We start from the raw sequence: 25,438 nt of genomic DNA, 5'->3' as shown, positions 1-25,438 counted from the left end.
TCTCCTTGCCTCAGCGCCGGGTCACTGCGCCGAACCGTTGTCGTCGTGCAGCTTGCGGTACCAGTCGCGCAGCTTGTCGCCGCCCTGCTTGCGCCAGTCGGAGACGGCCTGCTGCACGTCGCCGATCTTCCTGCGGCCGCGGACGACGTCGTCCTCCAACTGCTCGAAGTCGTCGGAGAGGTTGGTGTAGCGGGCCGGTTCGGTGATCTGCATGCCCCAGAAGGCCGACTTCTTGGTGAAGGCGCCCATCCGCTGCTGCCACCTCACCTGCTCCTCGGCGATGTCCGGCAGGTCCGGATGAGCGATCGTCGGGGCCGGACCGGCCAGCATCACATAGGCGTTGACGACTTCCTGATTGCCCTTGTCGTTCTTGGTGGGCACCCCGTCCCGGACCGTGTAGTGCGTGCCCTCCACCCCGTAGTTGGTGAGCATGTACTCCTTGGTGCCGTACGGGGCGGCGGTGACGTTGGCGGCGGCCAGGACGTCCTCGACCACGGCCTTGGACGCCTTCTTGTTGACGAAGGCGAAGATGCCGGCGGGGGATCCGGCCCACAGGGTGGGGTCGCCGCCGTCGGCGCCGAAGATGTCCATCCCCGCGATGCGCAGCCCGGACTCCTGGCCGGCCTGCTCGGCCATCTTGCCCCACCAGTCGGAGATGTTGTTGTTGTAGATCAGCACCTGGCCGGCGGTGAACCGGTCGCCCGCCGTGCCCCGGACGGCCTTCGCGTCGGGGTGGACCACACCGGCCGCGTACAGCTTGCGCGTCCACTCCAGGGCTTCGAGGTACTCCTCCGTCTCGACCCGGTAGACCATCCTGCCGTCCGCCAGGTTCCAGCCGAGCGGCTTCTCGCCACCGGAGAGGACCCCGAAGACGTTGAACGCGGTCCACTTCATGTCGTCGCAGGCCCACACCTTGGCCCGGGGCCGGGTGATCTCCTTGGCCAGGGCGAGGAACTCCCCGGCGGTGGAGGGGAGTTCGTACCCCTCCTTGTCGAAGACGTCCTTGCGGTAGAAGGGCACGATGCCGGTGACGGAGGGGGCGGGCTGGGGCAGGCCGCGCAGCTTCCCGCCGAAGATGGAGTACTGCCAGGCGCCGCTCGGCACGGCCGCGAGGTTGGGATACCTCTTCACGCCGTCCCCGGACAGGTACGGCCCCAGGTCGGCGAACTTGCCGATGATGGCGCTGGGTATCTTGCCGCCCATGTTCCAGCTCGGGATGACCACGACGTCCGGCAGGTCGCTGGAGGCGAGCACCGCGCCCAGCTTCTCGTCGTAGGTGTTGCCGTCCTGGTTCTGCCAGGTGATGTCCACGCCGATCAGGTCGTTCATCGCCCGGTAGTAGGGGTTGTCGCCCTTGGGCGGCGTCCCCCAGAACGGCGACATGATCCGGATCGAGCCGCCCCTGCCGAGCTTCCTCGGCACCGAGGTCTTCAGACCGGCGAGGTCGAGCTTGCCGGTGAAGCCCATCGCCGAGCCGTTCCTGGCCGGGACGTCCGGTGTGACCACGTTGCTCGCCACGTAGGCCGGCAGCAGTTTGCGCGCGCTCCTGCCGGAGGTGGTGCCGTCCTTCGAGCCGTTGCCCGTGCCGCCGCAGGCGGTGAGCAGGGGCATCCCGCCGGCCACGGCCGCGGTGGCGAGGCCCGTGGAGGCGAGGAAACTTCTCCGGCTCGGTCCCGAGGAGGCGGAGGCGGCGTTCGGCGTCATTGCGTCAACCTTTCGTGGCGCACCAGGACACCCGGCGGAAGGCCGTCGGCTGCGGTGTCTCGAGTGGAACTGGCTGAGCGGAAGCGAGCTGTCGAACCACCCGGCGGCCGTGGGCGGACGGACTGTCAGGGGCGTCCGTGGTCGGACCCACCGGGGACCATGCGTAGTCGAAGCGCTTCGATGTTGCTGCGAGGTTAAGTGAACACCCCAAGGCGCACAAGGGCCGTCACCGAACTTCCTCGGCAACGCGGCAAGGGCGTTCGGTCGTGCCCCACTTGAACAATCACCGTCGCTCCCTTGACACCCGGCCGGGGCGGCACACAGCATCGAAGCGCTTCGAAAGTGCCTCCGCCGATCCAGCGCAAGGGGATCCCCACGTGACCGCACACACGCCGCCCGCCCCACCCTTCCGTGATCCGGGGCTGCCCCTCGCGAAGCGCGTCGACGACCTGCTGGGACGGCTCACCCTCGACGAGAAGATCGCTTTCCTGCACCAGTTCGCCCCCGCCGTCGAGCGGCTCGGCGTCGCCGCGTTCCGCACCGGCCAGGAGGCCCTGCACGGGGTGGCGTGGATGGGCCCGGCCACGGTGTTCCCGCAGGCGGTCGGTCTCGGCGCCACCTGGAACCCGGAGCTGGTGCGGCGGGTCGGCGACGCGGTGTCCAGGGAGGCCCGGGCGATGCGCGCCCGGGACGACCGGGTCGGCCTCAACGTCTGGGCCCCGACGGTCAATCTGCTGCGCCACCCCCTGTGGGGCCGCAACGAGGAGGGCTACTCGGAGGACCCGCGGCTCACCTCGACCCTTGCCACCGCCTACACCCGCGGCCTGCGCGGCGACCACCCCGTGCACTGGCGCACCGCGCCCGTGCTGAAGCACTGGCTCGCCCACAACAACGAGACGGACCGCTCCACCACGTCGAGTTCGGTGCGTCCGCGCGTGCTGCACGAGTACGACCTGAAGGCGTTCCGCGCGACCGTCGAGGCGGGCGCGGTCGCCGGGGTGATGCCCGCGTACAACCTGGTCAACGGCCGTCCCAACCACGTCTCCCCGTACCTGGCGGAGCACCTGCGGACCTGGAGCGCACAGGACCTGCTGGTCTGCTCGGACGCGGGCGCGCCGAGCAACCTCGTCGACGCCGAGCACTACTTCGCCACCCACGAGGAGGCCACGGCCGCCTCCCTGCGCGCGGGCGTCGACAGCTTCACCGACCACGGCACCGACCCCTCGCGGATCACCGCACGGCTGCGCGGCGCCCTGGCGCAGGGCCTGCTGACGGAGGCCGACCTCGACACCGCGGTGCGCCGCCAGCTCTCCGTCCGCTTCCGGCTCGGCGAGTTCGACCCCGGACACGAACAGCAGGGCGAGGCGGCCGGGTTCGACACCCCGGCGCACCGGGAGCTCGCCCGGGAGGCCGCCGAGCAGGCGGTCGTGCTGCTGAGGAACGACGGCGTCCTGCCGCTGGCCTCCGGAACCCGGATCGCGGTGGTGGGGCTGCTCGCCGACGAGTGCAAGCTCGACTGGTACAGCGGCACGCTCCTGCACCGCTCCACCCCGCTGGAGGGCCTGTACGAACGGTTCGGGGCGGAGCGGGTCACCTTCGCCGAGGGCGTGGACCGGGTCCGGCTGAGGACCTCCCGGGGCGCGTTCCTGAGCGTGCCGGCGGCCGGGGACACCGCCGGCCGGGGGCCGGACGCCGAGGGCGCGCTCGACCCGGCGCTGCTCGCGGGCCGCACCGACCTGCCCGCGCTGACCACCGACGCGACCGGCACCGAGCTGGCCCTGATCGACTGGGGCGGGGGCGTGCTCACGCTGCGCGCCCCCGACGGCCGCTACCTCTCGGTCGCCGGGGACGGCTACGTCCGCGCTTCCGCCGACCAGCCGGGCGGCTGGGTCGTGCAGGAGACGTTCCGTCTGGAGCCGCACGGGGACGGGCACCTCCTCGAGCACCTGGGCACGGGCCGCCATGTGTGTGTCTCCGCCGACGGCGTGAAGGTTGCCGACGAGGATCCCGAGGTGTTCGGGCTGGTCGTCGCCGAGCGCGGCGAGCAGGCGGTGGCGCGGGCCGCCGCAGCGGCCGACGTGGTCGTGGTCGTGGCGGGCAACGACCCCCACATCAACGGCCGCGAGACCGAGGACCGTACGACGCTGCGCCTGCCCGGGCACCAGGAGCGGCTGCTGCGGGCCGCCCGCGCCGCCAATCCGGCCACCGTCCTGGCCCTGGTGTCGGCCTACCCGTACGCGGTCGACCCGGAGGAGCTGCCCGCCGTGCTGTGGAGCGCGCACGGCGGGCAGGCGGCCGGCACCGCGCTGGCCCGCGTCCTGGCCGGCGACGTCTCCCCCGCCGGGCGGCTGCCGCAGACCTGGTACGCCGGCGACGCCGACCTGCCGGACCTGCTCGACTACGACGTGATCGGCAGCCGCCAGACCTACCTCTACTTCGAGGGCACGCCCCTGTTCCCCTTCGGGCACGGCCTGTCCTACGCGTCGTTCTCCTACGACGGCCTGGCCGCAGCGGTGGGGGACGAGGAGGTCAGGGTCTCCTTCTCGGTCACCAACACCGGGGCGGTCACGGCCGACGAGGTCGCCCAGCTCTACGCCCGGGCCGTCGGCCCGTCCCGGCCCCGTCCGCGCCGGGAGCTGCTGGGCCACCGGCGCATCACGCTCGCCCCGGGCGAGACGGCGGAGCTGGGCTTCGGCGTCCCGCTGTCCGCCTTCGCGTTCTGGGACGTCGCCCGGGACCGGTGGCGACTCGAGCCGGGAGCGTACGAACTGCTGGCCGGCGCCTCCAGCGAGGACGTGCGGTTGCGGACCACGCTCACACTGGACGGCGAGCCCGCCCCGCCGCGCGCGGTCGCCGCGCGAGGGCTGGCCGGGGCGTCCTTCGACGAGCAGCGCGGCGTGGAGATCGTCGACCGCGCGAAGACGGCGGGCGACGCGGTGACGCCGGCGGGCGGACGGACGGGTGAACTGGTCTACCGCGACTGCGACTTCGGGCCGGGGGTGACCGCGGTGACGGTGGAGGTGTCGGGCGCGGGCTCGGTCGAGGTGTGCCTGGACGGCGGCCCGGTGATCGCGGTGCTGTCGACGCCGGAGCCGACCGCGGGCCCGTACGACTACGTCCGCCTCGGCGCGCCCGTCGCCGCCGAGGGCGTGCACGACGTGCACCTGAGGCTGCGCGGCCCGCTGCGGCTGGCGCACGTCGGCTTCTCCGGTCCAGGGTCCGGGGCGGGCCGGCGCACGGAAGAGGCCCGGCACCGGAAGGCATCGGTGCCGGACCTCTGTGCAGAGCCTATATGAAAACGGTTCCCATCAGCCAGAGGGCAGCCGACGTATCCCGGGAAGGGCCGGGGAAGGCCGGGGAAGGCCGCAGCGGGCTAGAGGCTGAGGCCGGTGAGGACCATCACGCGCTCGTAGGTGTAGTCCTCCATGGCGAAGCGCACGCCCTCGCGGCCCACGCCGGACTGCTTGACGCCGCCGTAGGGCATCTGGTCGGCGCGGTAGGAGGGGACGTCGCCGACGACCACGCCGCCGACCTCCAGGGCCCGGTGGGCGCGGAAGGCGGTCTGCAGGTCGTGGGTGAACACGCCGGCCTGCAGGCCGTACTTGGAGTCGTTGACGGCGGCGAAGGCCGCGGCCTCGCCGTCCACCTTCTGCACGGTGAGGACCGGCCCGAAGACCTCCTCGCAGGAGATCGTCACCCCGGCCGGGACCTCGGCCAGGACGGTCGGCGCGTAGGTGGCGCCGTCCCGCTCGCCGCCGGTGAGCAGCTGCGCCCCGGCGTCGACGGCCTCCCGGACCCAGGTCTCGACGCGCTTCGCGGCGTCCTCGCTGACCAGCGGGCCGACGTCCGTCTTGTCGTCGCTCGGGTCGCCGGTGACCTGGGCCTCGACGGCGGCGACGATGCGCGGCAGCAGCCGGTCGTACACCGAGGCGTCGGCGATGACGCGCTGCACGGAGATGCAGGACTGGCCGCCCTGGTAGTTGGAGAAGGTGGCGATGCGGTTCGCCGCCCAGTCCAGGTCCTCGTCGCTCGCCCAGTCGGCGAGGACGACGGCCGCGCCGTTGCCGCCCAGCTCCAGGGTGCAGTGCTTGCGCGGCACCGAGTCCATGATCGCGTAGCCGACCTTCTCGGAGCCGGTGAAGGAGATCACGGGCAGGCGCTCGTCCTGCACCAGGGCGGGCATCTTGTCGTTGGCGACCGGCAGGATGCTCCAGGAGCCGGCGGGCAGCTCGGTCTCGGCCAGCAGGTCGCCGATGATCAGGCCGGACAGCGGGGTCGCGGGAGCCGGCTTGAGGATGATCGGGGCGCCGGCGGCGATGGCCGGGGCGACCTTGTGCGCGCAGAGGTTCAGCGGGAAGTTGAAGGGCGCGATGCCCAGCACGACGCCCTTGGGGAAGCGGCGCGTGAGGGCGAGCCGACCCTGGCCGCCGAGGTCGGTGTCGAGGCGCTGGGCCTCGCCGCCGTTGAACCGCCGGGCCTCCTCGGCCGCGAAGCGGAACACCGACACGGCACGGCCGACCTCGCCGCGCGCCCACTTCACGGGCTTGCCGTTCTCGGCGGAGATCAGCAGCGCGATCTCCTCGGTGCGCTCGGCGAGGCGCTTGCTGACGTGGTCGAGGGCGGCGGCCCGCACGTGCGCCGGGGTGGCGGCGAACTCGTCCCGCACGGCGTACGCGGCGGCGACGGCCTCCTCGACCTGCGCGTCCGTCGGCACGCTCACCTTGCCGACGAGCCGCCCGTCCCACGGGGAGCTGACGTCGAAGGTGTCCTCGCCGGTGGCCTGGCGGCCGGCGAGCCAGAAGGCGTGGGTGGAGGTCATGTGGGTTCCGGCCCTTCGGCGTCGGGGGTGGTCCTGTGACGGATCAACGGTAGGCGCGTGGCGGCCGAAGGGTGTTTGTCCGGCGCGTAGCAGTAGCAGGCCGGGACACTACGGATTGGCTATTCCGTGGAGGTCGCCTTGAGGGCCAGCCACAGTTCCATCCGGGCGTCCGGGTCGTCCAGGGAGCGGCCGAGGATCTCCTCGACGCGGCGCATGCGGTAGCGCAGGGTGTGCCGGTGGACGCCGAGGTCGGCCGCGGCCGCGTCCCACTGGCCGTGCTTGGACAGCCAGGCGCGCAGGGAGGCGACCAGGTCGCCGCGGCCCGTGGCGTCGTGCTCGTACAGCGGGCGCAGCATGCCGTCGGCGAACGCCCGTACGGCGTCGTCGGCGAGCAGCGGCAGCACGGACCCGGCCGCCATCTGCTCGTGCTCCACGAGCACCCGCCCGCGGCGCCGTGCCACCGACAGGGCCTGCTCGGCCTGTTTGTAGGCGGCGGACGCGGCGATCGGCCCGGCCGGGGCCGACAGCCCGACGACCAGGTCGTCCTCCTCGCCGCCCGGCACCTTCTCGCGGACGCCCGAGCGGGCCGTCTCCAGGGCGGCCGCGTACTGCGCGCAGGCCGCCGCGGCGGCGCCGCCGTCCGCGGCCAGCACCACCAGCCGCTCCCCCTCCGGCACGACCAGCACGGCCTCACCGGCCCGGGCGGCCGCGGACTCGACGACGTCGGCGAGCACCGCGAGCGGGTCGCCGCCGGTGTCGGCCGCGGCGAGCGCGGCGGCCGACGGCCGCTCGGCGGCGGGGGCCGCCGCCCGGGCCTCGGCCCGGGCCAGCGCGGCCGAGGCCGACACCGGCACCCGCTCGGCGACCAGCATCCGGAACGGCGCGTCCAGCAGTCCGCCGTACAGGTCCCCGGCGACGGCGCGGGCGTGGTCCGGCTCCCCGGCCAGCAGCATGCGCAGCACCGCGGCGCCGACCCGCTGCTCGGCGGCCTGCAGGGAGCGGGAGCGTTCGGTGGTCAGGGTCAGCAGGGCGATGGCCGAGTGCACGGCGTACCGCTCGGCGGTGCCGGGGGCGGCGGCGGTGCCCACCGCGAGGGCCGCGCGGGGACGCCGGCCGGTGCCGATGGTGTGCAGCTCGACCCGGTCCTCGTTCTCCGGGCCGCCGACCACGGACGAGGCGGGCGCGGGCCGGTCCCGCAGCCGCTGCACGTCGCCGGTGAGCCGCGCGGCGCGCCTGCCCGCCCACTCCGGTGCGGTGGCGACGACGGCGCCGGAGGCGTCGTACAGCGCCGCCCAGCCGTCGACCTGCGCGGCCAGCGCGGCCAGCAGGCCCTCCGGGCCCCCGGTCTGGGCCTGCCGGGTCAGCTCCCGCTGGGCGGCGAACCCGGCCGTGACGGCCCGGTACTGGTCGGCGGCGATCGCGGCGGACACGGCCTTGCTGATGGCGAGGAACGGCGTCCGGCGCGGCACCTCCAGCAGCGGCAGGCCCTCCTCCTGCGCGGCGTCGACGAGCGCCTGGGGGATCTCCTCGTAGTTCACGCCCACGGCGAAACCCAGCCCGACCACTCCGGCCCCGGCCAGCCGCCGCACGTAGCGCCGCATCGCCTCCGGGTCCTCGGCGTCCAGTTTGAGGGCGGTGATCAGCAGCAGCTCCCCGCCCTCCATGTAGGGGACGGGGTCGGCGAGCTCGCTGACGTGGGCCCAGCGCACCGGCACGTCGAGGCGGTCCTCGCCGGCCCGCACGGTCAGCTTCAGCGCGGAGTGGTGGACGAGCGAGGCGAGCGTCGGGGGCATGGTGCCTTCTGCGTCGGGGCGGTGTGATCACTGTGGTCATTTGGCCGCCGCGTATGAACGACCTGTGACGATTCTGCCTCACCGTATGGTCCCGGCGTACCGGAACGGGTGGCTGGAGGCCGCCCCGACGAGGAGACGGGCACGACCGCCCGTGTCCCTGGTCCTCCTAGCTGCGCAGATCCACCAGCAGCGGTGGGGCGTGCTCGCCCTGCACGGTGGTCAGGGACAGCACCGCGTGCCCGGCCGGCACCCCGTGCGCCAGCTCGGACGCGGACCACCGCTCACGCTCCACCTGCCGCACCGTCACCGCCCGCGCGGTCGGGGCCTTGCCGGTGATCACCCGGCGCACCGCGTGCAGGGCCTTGCCCGCCGGGGTCTCGGCGATGATCTGACGGTCGGTGACGTCCCGCGCCTCCGTCCACTCCTTGCCCCACACCTCGGCGAAGTCCTGGCCGTCCCAGGGCGTGACCCCCGACAGCGCCATCCGGCACCCGGTCGCCCCGAGCAGTGGTCCGCGCAGCGGCCGGGCCACGTCGTCGAGGGTCCGCAGCGTCAGTACGACACCGGCGTTGCCGGACCTCAGCCGCTGGATGCCGCGGACGGCCTCGGGCGTCACCACCCCGGTCGCGTCGTCGAACACCAGGCAGGCGAACAGCGACCGGTCCTCGCGGACGGCGACGCTGGCCGTGAACTGGGCGAGCACCAACCGCGCGAGCATCCGGGAGGCGTCGGCGTGCCCGCGCTGGGGCAGGTCGATGCGCACGCGCACGGGGTGGTCGAGCGCCTCCAGGGTGAACGGCCGCGACTGCCCCGAGGTGTCGAAGAACCCGGCGAAGGCGGGCCGGTCCAGCAGCGCGACCCGGTCCGCGAGGACCCCGCCGACGTCTCCGGGCTGGCCCATCTGCCGCTCCCGGGCTTCGAGTTCGCGCAGCAGCGACTCCTGCCCGGCCTCCTGCAGCCCTCGACGCAGCGCCGCGAAGGGCCCGGGCGAGCCGTCGAGGAGCTGCCGCAGCTCCGGTACGGAGGGGAAACGCCCGTGCACGGTCCGGAACGGCCCGAGCAGCTGGGCCAGGACGGTGGTCGAGCGCCGGGTGTCGCTTCCCGGGTGCGGATCGGCGAGGTCCCCGACCAGCGCCTCGGCGAGCACGGCCGCGGCCTCGTCCGGGTCGGCGGTCCCGCCGTACAGGTCCAGGTCGTACTCGGAGTCCTGGTTCCCGATGCGTACGACGACGTCGTAGGCGCCGGCCGGCCCGAGCCCCGCCCCGGCCGCCCCGACGACGACCACGGCGGCCCGCCCGGCGAGGGCGTGCAGGCACAGGGACTCGGCGAGCGGCCGGACGATCATGCCGGTCTTGCCGGAGCCGGCGGGGCCCACGACCACGAGCGAGGTGCCGAGCAGGTCGGGGCCGAGGGCCAGCCCGGCCCCGCGGTAGGCGTAGGGGTTGCGGGCGTCGTCCACGGTCGTGCCGAGCCGCACCTGCCCGGTGAGCAGGTCGTGCCGGGCCAGACGGGCGGGCAGGTCCCGGGCGCCCGAGGGGTGCAGGCAGGCGGCGGCGCCGTCCTTGAGCACGGCGCCGCTGAAGGTGGCCAGGCTGTGGCGACCGGTGCGCACGCCCTGCCAGGCGCGCAGGATCCGGGCGTGGTCCACGTCCCGCATCAGCCCGGAGTGCGCCTCGGCCGCGAGCCGCTCGGCGGCGTCGACGGCCCCGGCGGCGCGCACCTCGTTCCACTGCGCCGGGTCGTCCTCGGGGGCCCGCTGGGCGGCCGGGGACTGCGGACGCCGGTAGAGGGGGGTGACGAAGCGGCGCCACACCTCGCCCCAGCGGCCGAGCCGGGCCACCGCGACCATGATGGCGAGGGCGACCAGCAGTTCGTACCCGCGGTAGACGACGAACGTCCCGGTCTCGCCGAGGTCGCTGTCCCCGCCGCGCCAGGCGTCCGGGACGATGAGGTCGAACGGGATCCACCACCAGTTGCCCAGGTAGCCGTTCTGCAGCAGGGACCAGACCAGCCACCCCACCAGGAAGGCGATGAGCGCGCCGCTGAGCAGCTGCCGGGTGGGCACGGCATCGGGTTCCTCCGCGGGCCGCGGCCGGTGCCCGAACCGCCACACGCCCGGTGCGGCCTCCGGACGCGGCGCGCGCAGCCAGGTGAGGAAGGACGACCCGTCGGGCAGCGGCGGCACCGGTGCCCGGGGCGGCCGGGGTGGCATCGCCGGTGTCTCCGGTGGTCCCGCCGGGCGCGGCACAGGATTCGCATGCGTGCCCCGCGCGTCCCGCATCCCGTCGCTGTCCATCGCCCCTGCCCCCTGACCAGCCGCTCCGTCCACCATCAGCGAGTCAATCTAACGCCCTCCCCCGGGGAGTTCACCGCTTACGCGGCCGGGTCGTGGGCACCGGCCCGGGAGACTGCCATGTCCACCCCGGACAAGCGGCGCCGCCGACAACGCCCACATGGAGCATGCCCACCCTCCTCCGCCCGCCCTAGCCTGCGAGAAAAGAAGTCAACGGTCTGTACAAGTCCCTCCGCACCACCCCCAGGAGCCCCGCATGAGCGCACTGCCGCAGGAGCGTCGCGTCGTCACCGCCATCCCCGGCCCGAAGTCGCAGGAGCTGCAGGCCCGCCGCACCGCCGCGGTCGCGCAGGGCGTGGGCTCCGTGCTGCCCGTGTTCACGGCGCGCGCCGGCGGCGGGATCATCGAGGACGTCGACGGCAACCGCCTGATCGACTTCGGCTCGGGCATCGCCGTGACCTCCGTCGGCGCCTCCGCCGAGGCCGTCGTCCGCCGGGCGTCGGCGCAGCTCGCCGACTTCACCCACACCTGTTTCATGGTCACGCCGTACGAGGGCTACGTCGAGGTCGCCGAGGCGCTCGCCGAGCTGACCCCGGGCGACCACGCCAAGAAGAGCGCGCTGTTCAACTCGGGCGCCGAGGCCGTCGAGAACGCGGTGAAGATCGCCCGCGCCTACACCAAGCGCCAGGCCGTCGTCGTGTTCGACCACGGGTACCACGGGCGCACCAACCTGACGATGGCGCTCACCGCCAAGAACATGCCGTACAAGCACGGCTTCGGGCCGTTCGCGCCCGAGGTGTACCGCGTGCCGGTGGCCTACGGCTACCGCTGGCCGACCGGTGCCGAGAACGCCGGTCCGGAAGCCGCCGCGCAGGCGATCGACCAGATCAGCAAGCAGGTCGGCGCGGAGAACGTGGCCGCCATCATCATCGAGCCGGTGCTCGGCGAGGGCGGCTTCATCGAGCCGGCCAAGGGCTTCCTGCCCGCGATCCGCCGGTTCGCCGCCGACCACGGCATCGTCTTCGTCGCCGACGAGATCCAGTCCGGCTTCTGCCGCACCGGCCAGTGGTTCGCCTGCGAGGACGAGGGCATCGTCCCGGACCTCATCACCACGGCCAAGGGCATCGCCGGTGGTCTGCCGCTGGCCGCCGTCACCGGCCGCGCCGAGATCATGGACGCCGCGCACGCCGGCGGCCTGGGCGGCACCTACGGCGGCAACCCGGTCGCCTGCGCCGGCGCGCTCGGCTCCATCGAGACGATGAAGGAGCTGGACCTCAACGCCAAGGCCAAGAACATCGAGGCGATCATGAAGGCCCGCCTCGGCGCCATGGCGGAGAAGTTCGAGATCATCGGCGACGTCCGCGGCCGCGGCGCGATGATCGCCATCGAGCTGGTCAAGGACCGCGCCACCAAGGAGCCCAACCCGGAGGCGACCGGTGCGCTCGCCAAGGCCTGCCACGCCGAGGGCCTGCTGGTCCTGACCTGTGGCACCTACGGCAACGTCCTCCGCTTCCTGCCGCCGCTGGTGATCGGCGAGGACCTGCTGAACGAGGGCCTCGACATCATCGAGCAGGCCTTCTCCCGCATCTGAGCCGACCGGGCGCGCGCCCCGCTCCCGCCGGGCGGGGCGCGCGCCGCGATTCCGCTCCGGATCCGCCGGTCGCAGAGCGTGTGAAGAAGGTGTGCGAGGTGGATGACAGCGGGCCCCGCGGCCTGTCCTCCGCCCGGCCTCTGCCGTAGGTTCTACCCGGATGAGAGACACCCCGCCCGCAGGGGACTGCGGGTGACACCAGGCCGCGGCCTCCCCAGCTTCGACCTGGGCGTGCCCTCGCGCACACCACCCGGGGCCCCAGGGCTCCGGATCTCCTCACCGATCGGACGGTCGCCCGCCCCAAACCCCCCGGGGCGCGCGACGTTCCGGTCCGGTCGGCCGCCCCGGAACCACCCCCCCCTGTTCCGGGGCGGCCGACCTCCCTCCGTGCCCCCCGCCCGTGTGAGGACTCCACGGGACCGAGGGGCGTCCGTGCCCGTGGCAGGCTGTGGTCCATGCCGATCCCCGCGCACCAGCAACGCGCCGAGCCCGCCGCCCGGAGCGGGCGGGCGGGCCCGGGCCTGCCCGCACTGCTGCTCAGCCTGCCCGCCGCGCTCTTCGCCCTGATCACCTGGCAGGTCGTCAGCGGCGGTCCGCTCGTCGGGCTCGACGAGGACGTCAGCCGTGCGCTCGTCCACCCGGACCGGCTCTCCGAGGTGCTGGCCGACCTGGGCAACGTCCAGGTCGCCCTCCCGGTCCTCGCCGCCGCCCTCGGCTGCGTCGCACTGCGCACGCGCGGCGGGCGACGGTGGCTGCCGGTGGCCGCCGCGACCCTGCTCATGGCCCTGGTCCCGGCGCTGATCGTCCCGCTCAAGGAGCTCACCGACCGCCCGGGCACCCCGGCCGTCCCGCCCGGCACCGGCTACTACCCCTCGGGCCACACCGCCACGGCCGCCGTCGCCTACGGTTCGGCGGCCCTGCTGCTCCTCCCCCGCCTCGTCTCCCCGCTCGCGCGCCGCGCCCTCACCGGGATCTGCGCCGCCCTGGTGCTCGGGGCGAGCTACGGCCTGGTCCGCCGCGGCTACCACTGGCCCCTGGACGTGGTGGCCAGCTGGTGCCTGTGCGCGGTGCTGCTGTCGTCGCTGTGGCTGTACCTGAGGAGCACGACCGGCACGGCGCCCGACCGGTCGCGGGCCTAGTCACCGCTCTCCGTCGCCAGGCCCGCGGCCGCCTCGTGCATCGCCAGCTCCAGCAGGGCGGGGTCCGTCAGCAGGCCCGTACCGTCCGGCGGGACCAGCCAGCGCACCCCGCCCGGTGAGGCACGGCCCGGGTACGGCACGACGATCCAGGTGCCGGCGCCCGCCGTGCGGATGCCCGTGCCGAGCCAGCGGGCCGCGGTGCCCGGCGGCACGAAGAAGCCCATGCGCGCGTCGCCGAAGTCCACCAGCACGGGACCGGGCTGGTCCAGGAAGCGGCTGAGCACGTCCAGCGTGGCGTACCCGAGGTCGCCGGGCAGGATCAGCACGTCCCAGGCGCTGCCGGCCGGGAGCAGAGCGACACCCAGCGGGTTGCGCTCCCACTCCCAGCGGCAGGCGTCGGGGTCCGGTGCCACGGACGCGAGCCATTCGACCGCCGTCTTCGCCCCTGTCATGGAAGAAGTCCCCCTTCTCTCTCGTGCGCCTCGCGGACGCACGGCACGTCACGAGGGAGAAGGGGGACTCCCGGGGGTCATTACGCGGGTTCCGGCACCTCGTTGGAGTGAACCGGCTCACACCCGCCCGTCAGCTGTCGAAGCCGAGGCCCAGCCGGTCCATCGTCCGCAGCCACAGGTTGCGCCGCCCGCCCCGCGCGTCCGCCCGGGCCAGGGACCACTTGGTGAGGGCGATGCCGGTCCAGGCGAACGGCTCGGGCGGGAACGGCAGCGGCTTCCTGCGGACCATCTCCAGCTCGGTCCGCTCGGTGCGCTGCCCGGCCAGCAGGTCCAGCATCACCTCGGCGCCGAACCGGGTGGCGCCGACCCCCAGCCCGGTGTACCCGGCCGCGTAGGCCACCTTGCCGTGGTGGGCGGTGCCGAAGAACGCCGAGAAGCGGGAACAGGTGTCGATCGCGCCGCCCCAGGCATGGGAGAAGCGCACCCCCTCCAGCTGCGGGAAGCACGTGAAGAAATGCCCGGCGAGCTTGGCGTAGGTCTCGGGCCGGTCGTCGTACTCGGCGCGGACCCGGCCGCCGTAGGGGTAGATCGCGTCGTAGCCGCCCCACAGGATCCGGTTGTCGGCGGACAGGCGGAAGTAGTGGAACTGGTTGGCGCTGTCGCCGAGGCCCTGGCGGTTCTTCCAGCCGATCGAGGCCAGTTGGCCGGCGGTCAGCGGCTCGGTCATCAGTGCGTAGTCATAGACCGGGACGGTGTAGGAACGGACGCGTCTGACCAGGTTCGGGAAGATGTTGGTGCCGAGGGCGACCCGGCGGGCGCGGACGCGGCCGTAGGGGGTGCGCACGGCCATACCCGCGCCGAAGGGCTTGAGATCGAGCGCGGGCGTGTTCTCGTACACGCGCACGCCCAGTTGCCGGCACGCCCGCTTCAGGCCCCAGGCGAGCTTCGCGGGGTTCAGCATGGCCACGCCCCGGCGGTCCCACAGTCCGGCCCGGAAGGTGGGTGAGTCCACCTGCTCCCGCACGGCGTCGGCGTCCAGGAACTCGACGCCCTCGGCCAGCCCGAGGCGGGTCGTCTCCTCGTGCCACTCGCGCAGTTCCCGGGCCTGGTACGGCTCGGTGGCCACGTCGATCTCGCCGGTGCGCTCGAAGTCGCAGTCGATGCCGTGCCGGGCGAGTGCCGCCTCGATCTCGTCGAGGTTGCGCTCGCCCAGCTCCTGGAGCCGGTGGATCTCGCCGGGCCAGCGCGTCAGGCCGTTGGGCAGGCCGTGTGTGAGGGAGGCGGCGCAGAACCCGCCGTTGCGGCCGGAGGCGGCCCAGCCCACCTCGCGGCCCTCCACCAGCACCACGTCGCGCTGCGGGTCGCGTTCCTTGGCGATCAGCGCGGTCCACAGTCCGCTGTACCCGCCGCCGACGACCAGCAGGTCGCAGGTCTCGGAGGTGGTGAGGGCGGGTTCGGGACGGGGCCGGCCGGGGTCGTCCAGCCAGTACGGGACCGGCTGGGCGTCGGACAGCGAGCGGGTGAACCGGTTCATGGCTCCAGCGGCCATGATGTCAACTCCCTACGGTTGTGCCTTCTGCCTGTTGCGACGGTTCCCGACCACCATGGAGACCAGGACGAACAGGACGGCGACGACGAACATCGTCGTGCCGATGACGTTGATCTGAACGGGCGTGCCGCGCTGGGCCGATCCCCACACGAACATGGGGAAGGTGACGGTCGAGCCGGCGTTGAAGTTCGTGATGATGAAGTCGTCGAAGGACAGGGCGAAGGCGAGCAGCGCGCCCGCCGCGATGCCCGGCGCCGCGATCGGCAGGGTGACCCGCACGAAGGTCTGGAACGGGCCCGCGTACAGGTCCCGCGCGGCCTCCTCCAGCTTCGGGTCCATCGACATCACCCGCGCCTTGACGGCCGTGACCACGAAGCTCAGGCAGAACATGATGTGCGCGATGAGGATCGTCCAGAAGCCAAGCTGTGCGCCCATGTTGAGGAAAAGGGTGAGCAGCGAGGCGGCCATGACCACCTCGGGCATCGCCATCGGCAGGAAGATCAGCGAGTTCACCGCCCCGCGGGCGCGGAAACGGTAGCGGACCAGGGCGAAGGCGATCAGGGTGCCCAGAAGGGTGGCCCCCAGCGTCGCCCAGAGGGCGATCTGCAGGCTCAGCGACAGCGAGCCGCACAGCCCGGAGACGCCGCACGGGTCCTTCCAGGCGTCCAGGGAGAACTGCTGCCACTCGTAGTTGAAGCGCCCCTTGGGTTTGTTGAAGGAGAAGACGGTGACGACGACGTTCGGCAGGAGCAGATAACCGAGGGTCACAAGTCCCGCGATGACGACGAGGTTTCTCTTGAGCCAGTTGACGAGGGGCATTCAGACCAGATCCTCCGTCCCGGACCTGCGGATGTAGAGGGTGACCATGAGGAGGATGGCCGCCATGAGGATGAAGGACAGCGCCGCCGCCGTGGGGTAGTCGAGCACTCTGAGGAACTGCGTCTGGATGACGTTGCCGACCATCCGGGTGTCGGTCGAGCCGAGCAGGTCGGCGTTGACGTAGTCGCCGGCCGCCGGGATGAAGGTCAGCAGCGTGCCGGAGACGACGCCCGGCATCGACAGCGGGAAGGTGACCTTGCGGAAGGTCGTCCAGGGCCGGGCGTACAGGTCCCCGGCGGCCTCGTGCAGCCGCCCGTCGATGCGCTCCAGGGAGGTGTAGAGCGGCAGGATCATGAACGGCAGGAAGTTGTACGTCAGGCCGCACACCACCGCCAGCGGCGTGGCCAGGACGCGGTCGCCCGCGGTCATGCCGAGCCAGGTGGTGACGTCCAGGACGTGCAGGGTGTTGAGCGCGCCGACGACCGGGCCGCCGTCGGCGAGGATCGTCTTCCAGGCCAGGGTGCGGATCAGGAAGCTGGTGAAGAACGGCGCGATCACCAGGATCATGATCAGGTTCTTCCAGCGGCCCGCGCGGAAGGCGATCAGATAGGCCAGCGGGTAGCCGAGCAGCAGGCACAGGATCGTCGCCGTGCCCGCGTAGAGCACCGAGCGGACGAACTGCGGCCAGTACGCGGACAGGGCGTCCCAGTAGGCCGCGAAGTGCCAGGTGACCTTGTAGCCCTCCTCCAGGGAGCCCGTCTGCACGGACGTGGATGCCTGGTAGACCATCGGCAGCGCGAAGAAGACGACCAGCCACAGGATGCCCGGCAGCAGCAGCCAGTACGGCGTCCAGCGGCCCCGGCGCTTGCGCGGCTCGGGTTCGGGCGCCTCGGGTGCGAGTGGTGGTGGCGCCTCGGTGAGTGTGCTCATCAGGCCGCCTCTTCCACTCCGGCGTCGGCGTCCTGGGCGGCGTCCAGGCCGAAGGTGTGGGCCGGGTTCCAGTGCAGGACGACCTCGGTGCCGGGGACCAGGCGGGGGTCGCGGTCGATGTTCTGGGCGTAGACCTCGAAGTCGGAGCAGACGGGGCTGTCGACGACGTACTGCGTCGAGACGCCGATGAAGCTGGAGTCGGCGATCCGGCCGGTGATGCGGTTGCGCCCCTCGGGGATCTCGCCGGCGTCGTCCGCGTGGGTGAGGGAGATCTTCTCGGGGCGGACGCCGACCAGCACCTTGCCGCCGGTGCCGGCGGAAGCCGAACACCGGCTCCCGGGCAGCACGAGCTTGCCGCCGCCCGCCCGCAGCACGATCTCGTCCCCGCTCCTGGAGTCGACCTCGGCCTCGATGAAGTTGGAGGTGCCGAGGAAGTTGGCGACGAAGGTGGTGCGCGGGTTCTCGTACAGCTCGGCCGGGGAGCCGAGTTGCTCGACGCGGCCCCCGTTCATCACGGCGACGGTGTCGGCCATGGTCATGGCCTCCTCCTGGTCGTGCGTGACGTGGACGAAGGTGATGCCGACCTCGGTCTGGATGCGCTTGAGCTCCAGTTGCATCTGGCGGCGCAGCTTGAGGTCGAGGGCGCCGAGCGGCTCGTCGAGGAGCAGCACCTGCGGGTGGTTGATGAGCGCGCGGGCGACGGCGACGCGCTGCTGCTGGCCGCCGGAGAGCTGGTGCGGCTTCTTGCGGGCCTGCTCGCCGAGCTGGACCAGCTCCAGCATCTCGTCGACCTGCTTCTTCACCGACTTCAGGCCGCGCCGGCGCAGTCCGAAGGCCACGTTCTCGAAGATGTCGAGGTGCGGGAAGAGCGCGTAGGACTGGAAGACCGTGTTGACCGGGCGCTTGTAGGGCGGCAGCTCGGTGACGTCCTGGTCGCCCAGGTACACCGTGCCGGCGGAGGGTTCCTCCAGGCCCGCGATCATGCGCAGGGTGGTGGTCTTGCCGCAGCCGGAGGCACCGAGCAGGGCGAAGAACGAGCCCTGGGGCACGGTCAGGTCGAGCGGGTGGACGGCCGTGAAGGAGCCGTAGTTCTTGGCGATGCCGGTGAGGCGGACGTCGCCGCTGGGGTCTTTCCTGTTCGTCATGGTGGTCACGCCCCCGTCAGCTTCGCGAACTTCGCTTCGAACTCGGTCTCTTCCTTCGAGCTCAGCGAGCGGAAGGCATGGGACTTGGCGGCCATGGCCCTGTCGGGAATGATCAGCGGGTTGTTCGCCGCGTCCTCGTCGATCCCGGCCAGTTCGGTCTTCACGCCGTCGACCGGGCACACGTAGTTGATGTACGCGGCCAGTTCGGCGGCCGCCTTCGGCTCGTAGTAGAAGTCGATGAGCCGTTCGGCGTTCGTCTTGTGGCGGGCTTTGTTGGGGATGAGCAGGTTGTCGGTGGACGTCATGTAGCCGCTGTCGGGGATGAGGAAGTCGATGTCGGGGCTGTCCGCCTTGAGCTGGACGACGTCCCCGGCCCAGGCGACGCAGGCGGCGAAGTCGCCGCTGGTCAGGTCCGAGGTGTAGTCGTTGCCGGTGAAGCGGCGGATCTGGCCCTTGTCGACGGCCCTCTGCAGCCGGGCGATGGCCGCGTCGTAGTCGTCGGCGGTGAACTTCGCCGGGTCCTTGCCCATGTCGAGCAGCGTCATGCCGACGCTGTCGCGCATCTCCGACAGGAAGCCGACGCGCCCCTTGAGCCTGGGGTTGTCGATCAGGTCGGACAGGGACTTCACCTCCACCCCGTCGAGGGCCTTCCTGTTGTACGCGATGACGGTCGAGATGCCCTGCCAGACGTACGAGTAGGCGCGGCCCGGGTCCCAGTCGGGGTTGCGGAACTGGGCGGAGAGGTTGGCGTAGGCGTGCGGCAGGTTGCTCGCGTCGAGCTTCTGCACCCAGCCCAGGCGGATGAGGCGGGCGGCCAGCCAGTCGGTGAGGACGATCAGGTCGCGGCCGGTGTCCTGGCCCGCGGCGAGCTGCGGCTTGATCTTGCCGAAGAACTCGTTGTTGTCGTTGATGTCCTCGCTGTACTTGACCTTGATGCCGGTGCGCTCGGCGAAGCGGTCCAGGGTCGGGTGGCGCTTGCCGCTGTCGTCGACGTCCATGTACTCGGTCCAGTTGGAGAAGCTCACCGTCTTCTCCTCGGCCGAGTGGTCCTCGGCGGAGACGCCGCCCCGCGACTGACCCGCCGCCGGGATCCCGCAGGCGCTCAGCGTCCCCAGTCCGCCGATCGCCAGCGCGCCGCCCGTGGAGGCGCGCAGCAGTGACCGCCGGGTGAGGGCGGCCCTGCCGTTGGTGAGACTGCGCCGCACAGCGGCCACTTGGGCCGCGGACAGGCGGTCGGGCTCGTACTGCTCCATGCGCGTGGTGCCCTTTCGGAGGGTGGGCGGCCGTTGGTCGGGCGGCCTGGGTGTGCGGCTATCGGTCCCCGAAGACGGTGCGGTGCCAGTCCTTCGCGGCCACCGCGGTGTTGTCGAACATGACGTGCTTGATCTGGGTGTACTCCTCGAAGGAGTACGCGGACATGTCCTTGCCGTAGCCGGAGGACTTGTAGCCGCCGTGCGGCATCTCGCTGATGATCGGGATGTGGTCGTTGACCCAGACGCAGCCGGCCTTGATCTCGCGCGTGGCCCGGTTCGCCCGGTACACGTCCCGGCTCCACGCGGAGGCGGCGAGGCCGTAGGGGGTGTCGTTGGCGAGGGCGATGCCCTCGTCGTCGGTGTCGAACGGCAGCACGACCAGGACCGGGCCGAAGATCTCCGACTGGACGACCTCGCTGTCCTGGGCGGCGTCGGCGATCAGGGTGGGCCGGTAGTAGGCGCCCTTGGCCAGCTCGCCCCCGGGTGCCTCGCCGCCGGTGACCACCCGCGCGTAGGCCCGTGCCCGGTCGACGAAGCCCGCGACCCGGTCGCGCTGCGCGTGCGAGATCAGCGGGCCCAGGTCGGTGCCGGCGGCGAAGGGGTCGCCGAGCCGGACCGTCTCCATGAGCGCGGCCGTCCGTGCCACGAAGGCCTCGTACAGCGGCCGCTGCACGTACGCGCGCGTGGCGGCCGTGCAGTCCTGCCCGGTGTTGATGAGCGCGCCCGCGACCGCGCCGTGGGCGGCGGCCTCCGGGTCGGCGTCGTCGAAGACCACGAAGGGCGCCTTGCCGCCCAGCTCCAGGTGGAGGCGCTTGACCGTGGCGGTGGCGACCTCGGCGACGCGCCTGCCGACGGCGGTGGAGCCGGTGAAGGAGGTCATCGCCACGTCGGGGTGGCCGACGAGGTGCTCACCGGCCTCCTTTCCGGTGCCGGTGACGACGTTGACCACGCCGTCGGGGATCCCGGCGTCGGTGGCCGCCTGCGCGAAGAGCAGGGAGGTCAGCGGGGTGAGCTCGGCCGGCTTGAGCACGATGGTGTTGCCCGCGGCGATCGCCGGGAGGATCTTCCAGGCGGCCATCTGCAGCGGGTAGTTCCACGGGGCGATCGACCCGACGACGCCGATGGGCTCCCGCCGGACGTAGGAGGTGTGGTCCCCGGAGTACTCGCCGGCGGACTGCCCCTGCAGGTGCCGTGCGGCCCCGGCGAAGAAGGCCGTGTTGTCGACGGTGCCCGGGACGTCGAACTCGCGGGTGAGCTTCAGCGGCTTGCCGCACTGGAGCGACTCCGCGCGGGCGAAGTCCTCGGCCCGGTCGGCCAGGACCGCGGCGAAGCGGTGCAGCGCGTCGGACCGCTCGCCCGGGGTGGCTCCCGCCCAGCCCGGGAAGGCGGCCTTGGCGGCGGCGACCGCCCGGTCGACGTCGGCCGTCCCGGCCAGCTCGTAGGTGAGGACCTCCTCACCCGACGCCGGGTCGACGACGGCGTGCGTACGGCCGGAGGTGCCCGGGGTCAGGCGTCCCGCGATGAACTGCGCGCCCTGCGCGAAGCGCTCCTCGGCCGGAAATCGGTCCGGGGTGGCAGTGCCCGGATTGTGCATGTCGCTCTCCTCCGTGTCCCCGCGAAGGGGCCGGCGTGGCTCAGGCTCGATTTGAGTGCCGATCCTGACAGAGGGATGGCACGCCAACAAGTGATTCCGTTGTTGATTTTTGGTTACGCGACGGAATCTGTCGACCAGGTGTCGAGTCGGCCGGGAAAAGGCAGGACGCTGTGTCCGTGGTGCGTGCCAGACTCGCGTGCATGAAGCAGAGCACGGGGGCGCTCGACTCGCAGGAGGCGCTGATCAGGGCGGTCGACGCGGGGACCAAGGTGAAGTACCTGCTCTTCTGGGGGCACCGCCCGCGTCCGGACGGCCGGATCGGGCCCGGCTGCCTGAGCCAGTGGTGGCCGTCGCCCTTCACGGTGGACGGCGTGCGGTACGCGACGGCCGAGCACTGGATGATGGCGGCCAAGGCCCGGCTCTTCGGGGACGAGGAGGCGGAGCGCGCCGCGCTGGGCGCCGGGCACCCCTCCGAGGCGAAGAAGGCCGGGCGGCTGGTGCGCGGGTTCGACGAGGCCGTGTGGGCGCGCGAGCGGTTCCGGATCGTCGTGGAGGGCAGCGTCCACAAGTTCGCGGCCCATCCCGAGCTGCGGGGGTTCCTGCTGGGCACGGGTGACCGGGTGCTGGTGGAGGCCAGTCCCGTGGACCGGGTGTGGGGCATCGGCCTGGCCGCGGACGACGACGGGGCGCTGGATCCGCGGCGGTGGCGGGGACCGAACCTGCTGGGCTTCGCGCTGATGCGGGCGCGGGAGCGGCTGCGCTCCGCCGGGGCATGAGCGAGGGGCCGGCCGGCGGGGCCGGCCCCTCACTCGACGGGGGTGTCCCTCAGGAGGCGGCGCCGATCCCGCCCATGATGCTCGCGAAGAGCAGGAAGCCCAGCAGCGGCAGGATCACCGTGGCGATGATGCCGCAGACCAGGCCGGCGGTCGCCGCGCCCTTGTTGGTGGCCTCGCCGCGGGTGGCCTTCCCGCGGCCGACGGCACCGAAGATGATCGCCAGGATGCCGAGGATCACGCCGAAGAACCACAGCAGGAAGGTCACGCTGCACACCACGCCGATGATGCCCAGCACCAGACCCGTGGTTCCCATGCCGTTGCTCGGCTGCGCGGGCATCGCGTAGCCGGGCGCCTGCGGGTAACCCGCGGGCGGGGCGGCCGGGTAGCCGGGGCCGCCCTGCGGGTAGCCGTAGCCCGGGCCGGCCTGCTGCGGGAAGCCGTAGCCGGGGGCCGGCTGCTGCGGGGGCTGGGACGGCGGGCCGAAGCCACCGGGGGCGGGATGGGTGTTGGACATGGACGATCTCCCCTCCGTTGTCAGACCAGGGAATCGTAGTGGCGAAGTCCCCGCCGGACGCGGGTGTTTCAGCCTTGGAAGGGCGCGGTGGCCGCGGGCGTCCCGGCGCCGTAGTACGGGTCGTCGTACGGCTCGTCGCTGTTGATCGCGGCCGTGATGCCGACGGCGATCAGCACGATCACGGCGATGCCGAGGATGATCCCGATGATGCCCATGATCAGCCCGGCCTGGGCCTGCCCGTGGTTGGTGGCCACGCCGGCCTCGGCGCGCCGGCGGCCCTTGATGCCGAAGACGATCGCGAGGACGCCGGTGACCAGGGAGACCACGCCGTACAGGCAGAACAGCGTGCAGGAGACGATGCCGAGCACCATCGCGGCGACGCCCATGCCGTTCTGCGGGGCCGGCGGCATGCCGGGCCAGCCGTAGCCGGACTGGCCGTAGCCGGCCTGGCCGTACGCCGACTGGCCGTAGTCGGGGTAGCCGTAACCCCCGGCGGTGCCCGGGCCGGTGGGGGCGACGGGCGGCGGCGGGACGGCGCCCGCGCCGGTGGTGTCGTACTGGGGCGTGCCGGCGGGCGGGGTGAAGCCGGGCATCGAGGTGACCGTGGCCTGGTCGTGCACGGAGCCGGGCCCCTGGGCGGGCGGCTGGGCGGGCGGCTGGTTCTTGTCGAGGGACGGCCTGTTCTCCGGGGGCGCCCACGGGTCGTGGCCGCCGCCTCCGCCGGGCTGCGTCGGGTCCGTCATCTGTGCATCCCCCCTGGGTCGATCGTCCCGCCATGCTACGGGCCGCCCGGCGCGGGCCACAGTGCGGGTCCGCACCGGTCCGCCGCCGGTTCGGCACGCCCTCGGGGGCGCGGTGCCACCGCCTAGGATGACTGCCGAGTCATCGATCAGCCGATCACCCGCGCCCGCCCGCGTCACGCGCCGGCAGGGACGCCGTTCCGGGAGGAACCCTTGACCGAGCATCTCGTCGATCCCCAGGCCCCGCGCGACCTCACGGCCTTCGTCGCCGGACTGCCCAAGGCCGAACTGCACGTGCACCACGTCGGCTCCGCCTCCCCCCGGATCGTGTCCGAACTGGCCGCCCGGCACCCCGACTCGAAGGTTCCGGTCGACCCCGAGGCCCTGGCCGAGTACTTCACCTTCACCGACTTCTCCCACTTCATCGAGGTGTACCTGTCGGTCGTCGACCTGATCCGCACCCCGGAGGACGTGCGGCTGCTGACCTTCGAGGTGGCGCGGGACCTGGCCCGGCAGCAGGTGCGGTACGCGGAGCTGACCATCACCCCGTTCTCCTCCACGCGTCGCGGGATCGACGAACGGGCCTTCATGGAGGCGATCGAGGACGCCCGCAAGGCGGCCGAGGCGGAGTTCGGGACCGTGCTGCGCTGGTGCTTCGACATCCCCGGCGAGGCGGGGCTGGAGTCCGCCGAGGAGACGACCCGGCTGGCGACCGACGACCGGCTGCGGCCGGAGGGCCTGGTCTCGTTCGGTCTGGGCGGACCCGAGGTCGGGGTGCCCCGGCCGCAGTTCAAGCCCTACTTCGACCGGGCCATCGCGGCCGGTCTGCACTCGGTGCCGCACGCGGGCGAGACCACCGGTCCGGAGACGGTGTGGGACGCGCTGACGCACCTGCGCGCCGAGCGCATCGGCCACGGCACCAGTTCGGCCCGGGACCCGAAGCTGCTCGCCCACCTCGCCGAGCACCGCATTCCGCTGGAGGTGTGCCCGACCTCGAACATCGCCACCCGCGCCGTCGCCACCCTCGACGAGCACCCGATCAAGGAGTTCGTGCGGGCGGGCGTCGTCGTCACCGTCAACTCCGACGATCCGCCGATGTTCGGCACCGACCTCGACAACGAGTACGCGGTCGCCGCCCGGCTCCTCGACCTCGACGAGCGGGGCCTGGCCGACCTCGCGAAGAACGCCGTCGAGGCGTCCTTCCTGGACGCGGCGGGCAAGGCCCGCATCACCGGCGAGATCGACGCGTACACCGCGCAGTGGCTCGCCCGGTGACGCCCGTCCCGGTCGCCGTGGCCCACCGGGGCGATCCGTACCGGTTCCGCGAGAACACCGTCGCCTCCCTGCGCTCCGCGCTGGACCGGGGCGCCGACGCCGTGGAGATCGACGTACGGCTGACCCGGGACGGTGTGCCGGTGCTGCTGCACGACGCGACGCTGAAGCGGCTGTGGGAGCACGAGCGGCCGCTGCACGCGCTGTCCGCCGACGAGGTGCGCGGACTGACCGGGGGCGGGGTGCCGGCCCTGGCCGAGGCACTGGCCGCCACTGGCGGGCACCGGGTGCTGATCGACCTGCCCGGATCCCCCGACGTGCGGGCGGTGCGCCGGGTCATGGACGTCGTACGGGAGTCGGGGGCGGCGGACCGGGTCTACTACTGCGCGGGCGCCGACGCGATGCTCGCCGTGCGCGCGGCGGACCCGGCCGCCGAGATCGCCCTGACGTGGACGACCCTGGCCCCGCCGCGCCCCGTCCTGCTGGACGCGATCCGCCCGCGCTGGCTCAACTACCGGTTCCCGCTGGTGGACCGGTTGCTCGCGGAGCGCGTGCACGCCGGCGGGCACCTGCTGTCCGTCTGGACCCCCGACACCCGCCGCTCCATGCGGAGGGTGCTGGAGGCGGGCGTGGACTCGATCACGACGAACCGCGTCGACGTCCTACGCGCCGTACGCGACGGCACGATGACACCGGGAACCGGGCGCTGACTCCCCGGGGTCGGTCGGCTGATCCCCGGGGCCGGGCGGCCGAGGCCTCGGGGCTGGGCGGCTGCCCCCCCGGGTCCTCCCCCGAGGCCGGGCGGCCGAGGCCTCGGGGCTGGGCGGCTGCCCCCCGGGGCCGGACGGCTGAGGCCGCGAGACCAGGCGGCTGAAGCCGCGGGCCCGGACCGCCGAGGCCGCGGAACCGGACCGCTGACACCGCAGAGCCAGACCGCTGACCCCCGGACCGAACCGCCGAGACCGCGGAACCAGACCACTGACACCGCAGAGCCAGACCGCTGACCCCCGGACCGAACCGCCGAGACCGCGGAACCAGACCACTGACACCGCAGA

19 protein-coding genes are annotated in these 25,438 nt (G+C 72.8%); 6 read left to right on the top strand and 13 right to left on the bottom strand.

What is annotated here, in order from left to right; genetic code table 11:
* Positions 1-21: 21 nt before the first annotated feature.
* Positions 22-1,704 (bottom strand): extracellular solute-binding protein, encoded by a 1,683-nt coding sequence (locus Q5694_RS30320; RefSeq protein WP_333936677.1) that lies wholly within the window; start codon positions 1,702-1,704, stop codon positions 22-24.
* A 377-nt stretch (positions 1,705-2,081) separates the two neighbouring features.
* On the opposite strand from Q5694_RS30320, the gene Q5694_RS30315 reads away from it, so the two are divergent.
* A complete protein-coding gene (locus Q5694_RS30315; RefSeq protein WP_333936676.1) occupies positions 2,082-5,000 on the top strand; it encodes a glycoside hydrolase family 3 C-terminal domain-containing protein in 2,919 nt (972 codons plus the stop codon).
* Positions 5,001-5,077: 77 nt separating this feature from the next.
* On the opposite strand, the gene Q5694_RS30310 is transcribed toward Q5694_RS30315, so the two are convergent.
* The 3 genes from Q5694_RS30310 to Q5694_RS30300 all read right to left on the bottom strand — a co-directional run bounded on the left by Q5694_RS30310 (position 5,078) and on the right by Q5694_RS30300 (position 10,612).
* Positions 5,078-6,523, bottom strand: a complete 1,446-nt coding sequence (locus tag Q5694_RS30310) for an aldehyde dehydrogenase family protein (protein WP_333936675.1) — start codon at positions 6,521-6,523, stop codon at positions 5,078-5,080.
* A 119-nt stretch (positions 6,524-6,642) separates the two neighbouring features.
* Complete coding sequence (locus tag Q5694_RS30305) at positions 6,643-8,316, bottom strand: PucR family transcriptional regulator (protein WP_333936674.1); 1,674 nt, start codon at positions 8,314-8,316, stop codon at positions 6,643-6,645.
* Positions 8,317-8,482: 166 nt separating this feature from the next.
* A complete protein-coding gene (locus Q5694_RS30300; RefSeq protein WP_333936673.1) occupies positions 8,483-10,612 on the bottom strand; it encodes an ATP-binding protein in 2,130 nt (709 codons plus the stop codon).
* Between the two features lie 253 nt (positions 10,613-10,865).
* On the opposite strand from Q5694_RS30300, the gene gabT reads away from it, so the two are divergent.
* Complete coding sequence (gene gabT, locus Q5694_RS30295; protein WP_333936672.1) at positions 10,866-12,200, top strand: 4-aminobutyrate--2-oxoglutarate transaminase; 1,335 nt, start codon at positions 10,866-10,868, stop codon at positions 12,198-12,200.
* 455 nt (positions 12,201-12,655) lie between these two features.
* The gene (locus Q5694_RS30290) at positions 12,656-13,339 is read left to right on the top strand and encodes a phosphatase PAP2 family protein (RefSeq protein WP_333936671.1); all 684 of its coding nucleotides are present in this window, start codon (positions 12,656-12,658) and stop codon (positions 13,337-13,339) included.
* On the opposite strand, the gene Q5694_RS30285 is transcribed toward Q5694_RS30290, so the two are convergent.
* The 7 genes from Q5694_RS30285 to Q5694_RS30255 form a co-directional block, all read right to left on the bottom strand.
* Complete coding sequence (locus Q5694_RS30285) at positions 13,336-13,791, bottom strand: hypothetical protein (RefSeq protein WP_333936670.1); 456 nt, start codon at positions 13,789-13,791, stop codon at positions 13,336-13,338. The genes Q5694_RS30290 and Q5694_RS30285 overlap by 4 nt on opposite strands.
* A gap of 130 nt (positions 13,792-13,921) precedes the next feature.
* A complete protein-coding gene (locus Q5694_RS30280; protein ID WP_333936669.1) occupies positions 13,922-15,340 on the bottom strand; it encodes an NAD(P)/FAD-dependent oxidoreductase in 1,419 nt (472 codons plus the stop codon).
* A 12-nt stretch (positions 15,341-15,352) separates the two neighbouring features.
* Entirely contained in the window at positions 15,353-16,159 is an 807-nt protein-coding gene (locus Q5694_RS30275; RefSeq protein WP_333936668.1) for an ABC transporter permease, read from the bottom strand.
* Positions 16,160-17,089: an ABC transporter permease gene (locus Q5694_RS30270; RefSeq protein WP_333936667.1), complete on the bottom strand. Its 930-nt coding sequence runs from the start codon at positions 17,087-17,089 to the stop codon at positions 16,160-16,162. It lies immediately after the preceding gene.
* Positions 17,089-18,234 carry an ABC transporter ATP-binding protein gene (locus Q5694_RS30265; RefSeq protein ID WP_333936666.1) on the bottom strand — a complete coding sequence of 382 codons (1,146 nt, stop codon included), beginning with the start codon at positions 18,232-18,234 and terminating at the stop codon, positions 17,089-17,091. The genes Q5694_RS30270 and Q5694_RS30265 overlap by 1 nt, the downstream gene beginning before the upstream one ends.
* A gap of 5 nt (positions 18,235-18,239) precedes the next feature.
* Complete coding sequence (locus Q5694_RS30260; protein ID WP_333936665.1) at positions 18,240-19,487, bottom strand: polyamine ABC transporter substrate-binding protein; 1,248 nt, start codon at positions 19,485-19,487, stop codon at positions 18,240-18,242.
* A gap of 58 nt (positions 19,488-19,545) precedes the next feature.
* A complete protein-coding gene (locus Q5694_RS30255) occupies positions 19,546-21,081 on the bottom strand; it encodes a gamma-aminobutyraldehyde dehydrogenase (RefSeq protein WP_333936664.1) in 1,536 nt (511 codons plus the stop codon).
* Positions 21,082-21,257: 176 nt separating this feature from the next.
* Here Q5694_RS30255 and Q5694_RS30250 point away from each other — a divergent pair, with 176 nt between their 5' ends.
* On the top strand, positions 21,258-21,857 hold the full coding sequence (locus tag Q5694_RS30250) for an NADAR family protein (RefSeq protein WP_443040972.1): 600 nt from the start codon (positions 21,258-21,260) through the stop codon (positions 21,855-21,857).
* A gap of 49 nt (positions 21,858-21,906) precedes the next feature.
* On the opposite strand, the gene Q5694_RS30245 is transcribed toward Q5694_RS30250, so the two are convergent.
* Both Q5694_RS30245 and Q5694_RS30240 read right to left on the bottom strand, forming a co-directional pair.
* The gene (locus tag Q5694_RS30245; RefSeq protein WP_333936662.1) at positions 21,907-22,371 is read right to left on the bottom strand and encodes a DUF4190 domain-containing protein; all 465 of its coding nucleotides are present in this window, start codon (positions 22,369-22,371) and stop codon (positions 21,907-21,909) included.
* A 68-nt stretch (positions 22,372-22,439) separates the two neighbouring features.
* Positions 22,440-23,114, bottom strand: a complete 675-nt coding sequence (locus Q5694_RS30240; RefSeq protein ID WP_333936661.1) for a DUF4190 domain-containing protein — start codon at positions 23,112-23,114, stop codon at positions 22,440-22,442.
* Positions 23,115-23,267: 153 nt separating this feature from the next.
* On the opposite strand from Q5694_RS30240, the gene Q5694_RS30235 reads away from it, so the two are divergent.
* Positions 23,268-24,386: an adenosine deaminase gene (locus tag Q5694_RS30235; RefSeq protein ID WP_443040974.1), complete on the top strand. Its 1,119-nt coding sequence runs from the start codon at positions 23,268-23,270 to the stop codon at positions 24,384-24,386.
* Positions 24,383-25,093 (top strand): glycerophosphodiester phosphodiesterase, encoded by a 711-nt coding sequence (locus Q5694_RS30230; protein WP_333936660.1) that lies wholly within the window; start codon positions 24,383-24,385, stop codon positions 25,091-25,093. The genes Q5694_RS30235 and Q5694_RS30230 overlap by 4 nt, the downstream gene beginning before the upstream one ends.
* The last annotated feature ends 345 nt before the right edge of the window (positions 25,094-25,438 follow it).

The organism is Streptomyces sp. AHA2 (assembly GCF_036857595.1).
GTDB lineage: Bacteria > Actinomycetota > Actinomycetes > Streptomycetales > Streptomycetaceae > Streptomyces.
This window is presented reverse-complemented; position numbering and strand designations above follow the sequence as displayed.

Coding starts and splice junctions, on each gene's coding strand:
- Q5694_RS30265 (WP_333936666.1), bottom strand. CDS start 18,234: ATGACGAACAGGAAAGACCCCAGCGGCGACGTCCGCCTCACCGGCATC.
- Q5694_RS30275 (WP_333936668.1), bottom strand. CDS start 16,159: ATGCCCCTCGTCAACTGGCTCAAGAGAAACCTCGTCGTCATCGCGGGA.
- Q5694_RS30320 (WP_333936677.1), bottom strand. CDS start 1,704: ATGACGCCGAACGCCGCCTCCGCCTCCTCGGGACCGAGCCGGAGAAGT.
- Q5694_RS30305 (WP_333936674.1), bottom strand. CDS start 8,316: ATGCCCCCGACGCTCGCCTCGCTCGTCCACCACTCCGCGCTGAAGCTG.
- Q5694_RS30290 (WP_333936671.1), top strand. CDS start 12,656: ATGCCGATCCCCGCGCACCAGCAACGCGCCGAGCCCGCCGCCCGGAGC.
- gabT (WP_333936672.1), top strand. CDS start 10,866: ATGAGCGCACTGCCGCAGGAGCGTCGCGTCGTCACCGCCATCCCCGGC.
- Q5694_RS30285 (WP_333936670.1), bottom strand. CDS start 13,791: ATGACAGGGGCGAAGACGGCGGTCGAATGGCTCGCGTCCGTGGCACCG.
- Q5694_RS30255 (WP_333936664.1), bottom strand. CDS start 21,081: ATGCACAATCCGGGCACTGCCACCCCGGACCGATTTCCGGCCGAGGAG.
- Q5694_RS30300 (WP_333936673.1), bottom strand. CDS start 10,612: ATGGACAGCGACGGGATGCGGGACGCGCGGGGCACGCATGCGAATCCT.
- Q5694_RS30245 (WP_333936662.1), bottom strand. CDS start 22,371: ATGTCCAACACCCATCCCGCCCCCGGTGGCTTCGGCCCGCCGTCCCAG.
- Q5694_RS30240 (WP_333936661.1), bottom strand. CDS start 23,114: ATGACGGACCCGACGCAGCCCGGCGGAGGCGGCGGCCACGACCCGTGG.
- Q5694_RS30310 (WP_333936675.1), bottom strand. CDS start 6,523: ATGACCTCCACCCACGCCTTCTGGCTCGCCGGCCGCCAGGCCACCGGC.
- Q5694_RS30260 (WP_333936665.1), bottom strand. CDS start 19,487: ATGGAGCAGTACGAGCCCGACCGCCTGTCCGCGGCCCAAGTGGCCGCT.
- Q5694_RS30270 (WP_333936667.1), bottom strand. CDS start 17,089: ATGAGCACACTCACCGAGGCGCCACCACCACTCGCACCCGAGGCGCCC.
- Q5694_RS30280 (WP_333936669.1), bottom strand. CDS start 15,340: ATGGCCGCTGGAGCCATGAACCGGTTCACCCGCTCGCTGTCCGACGCC.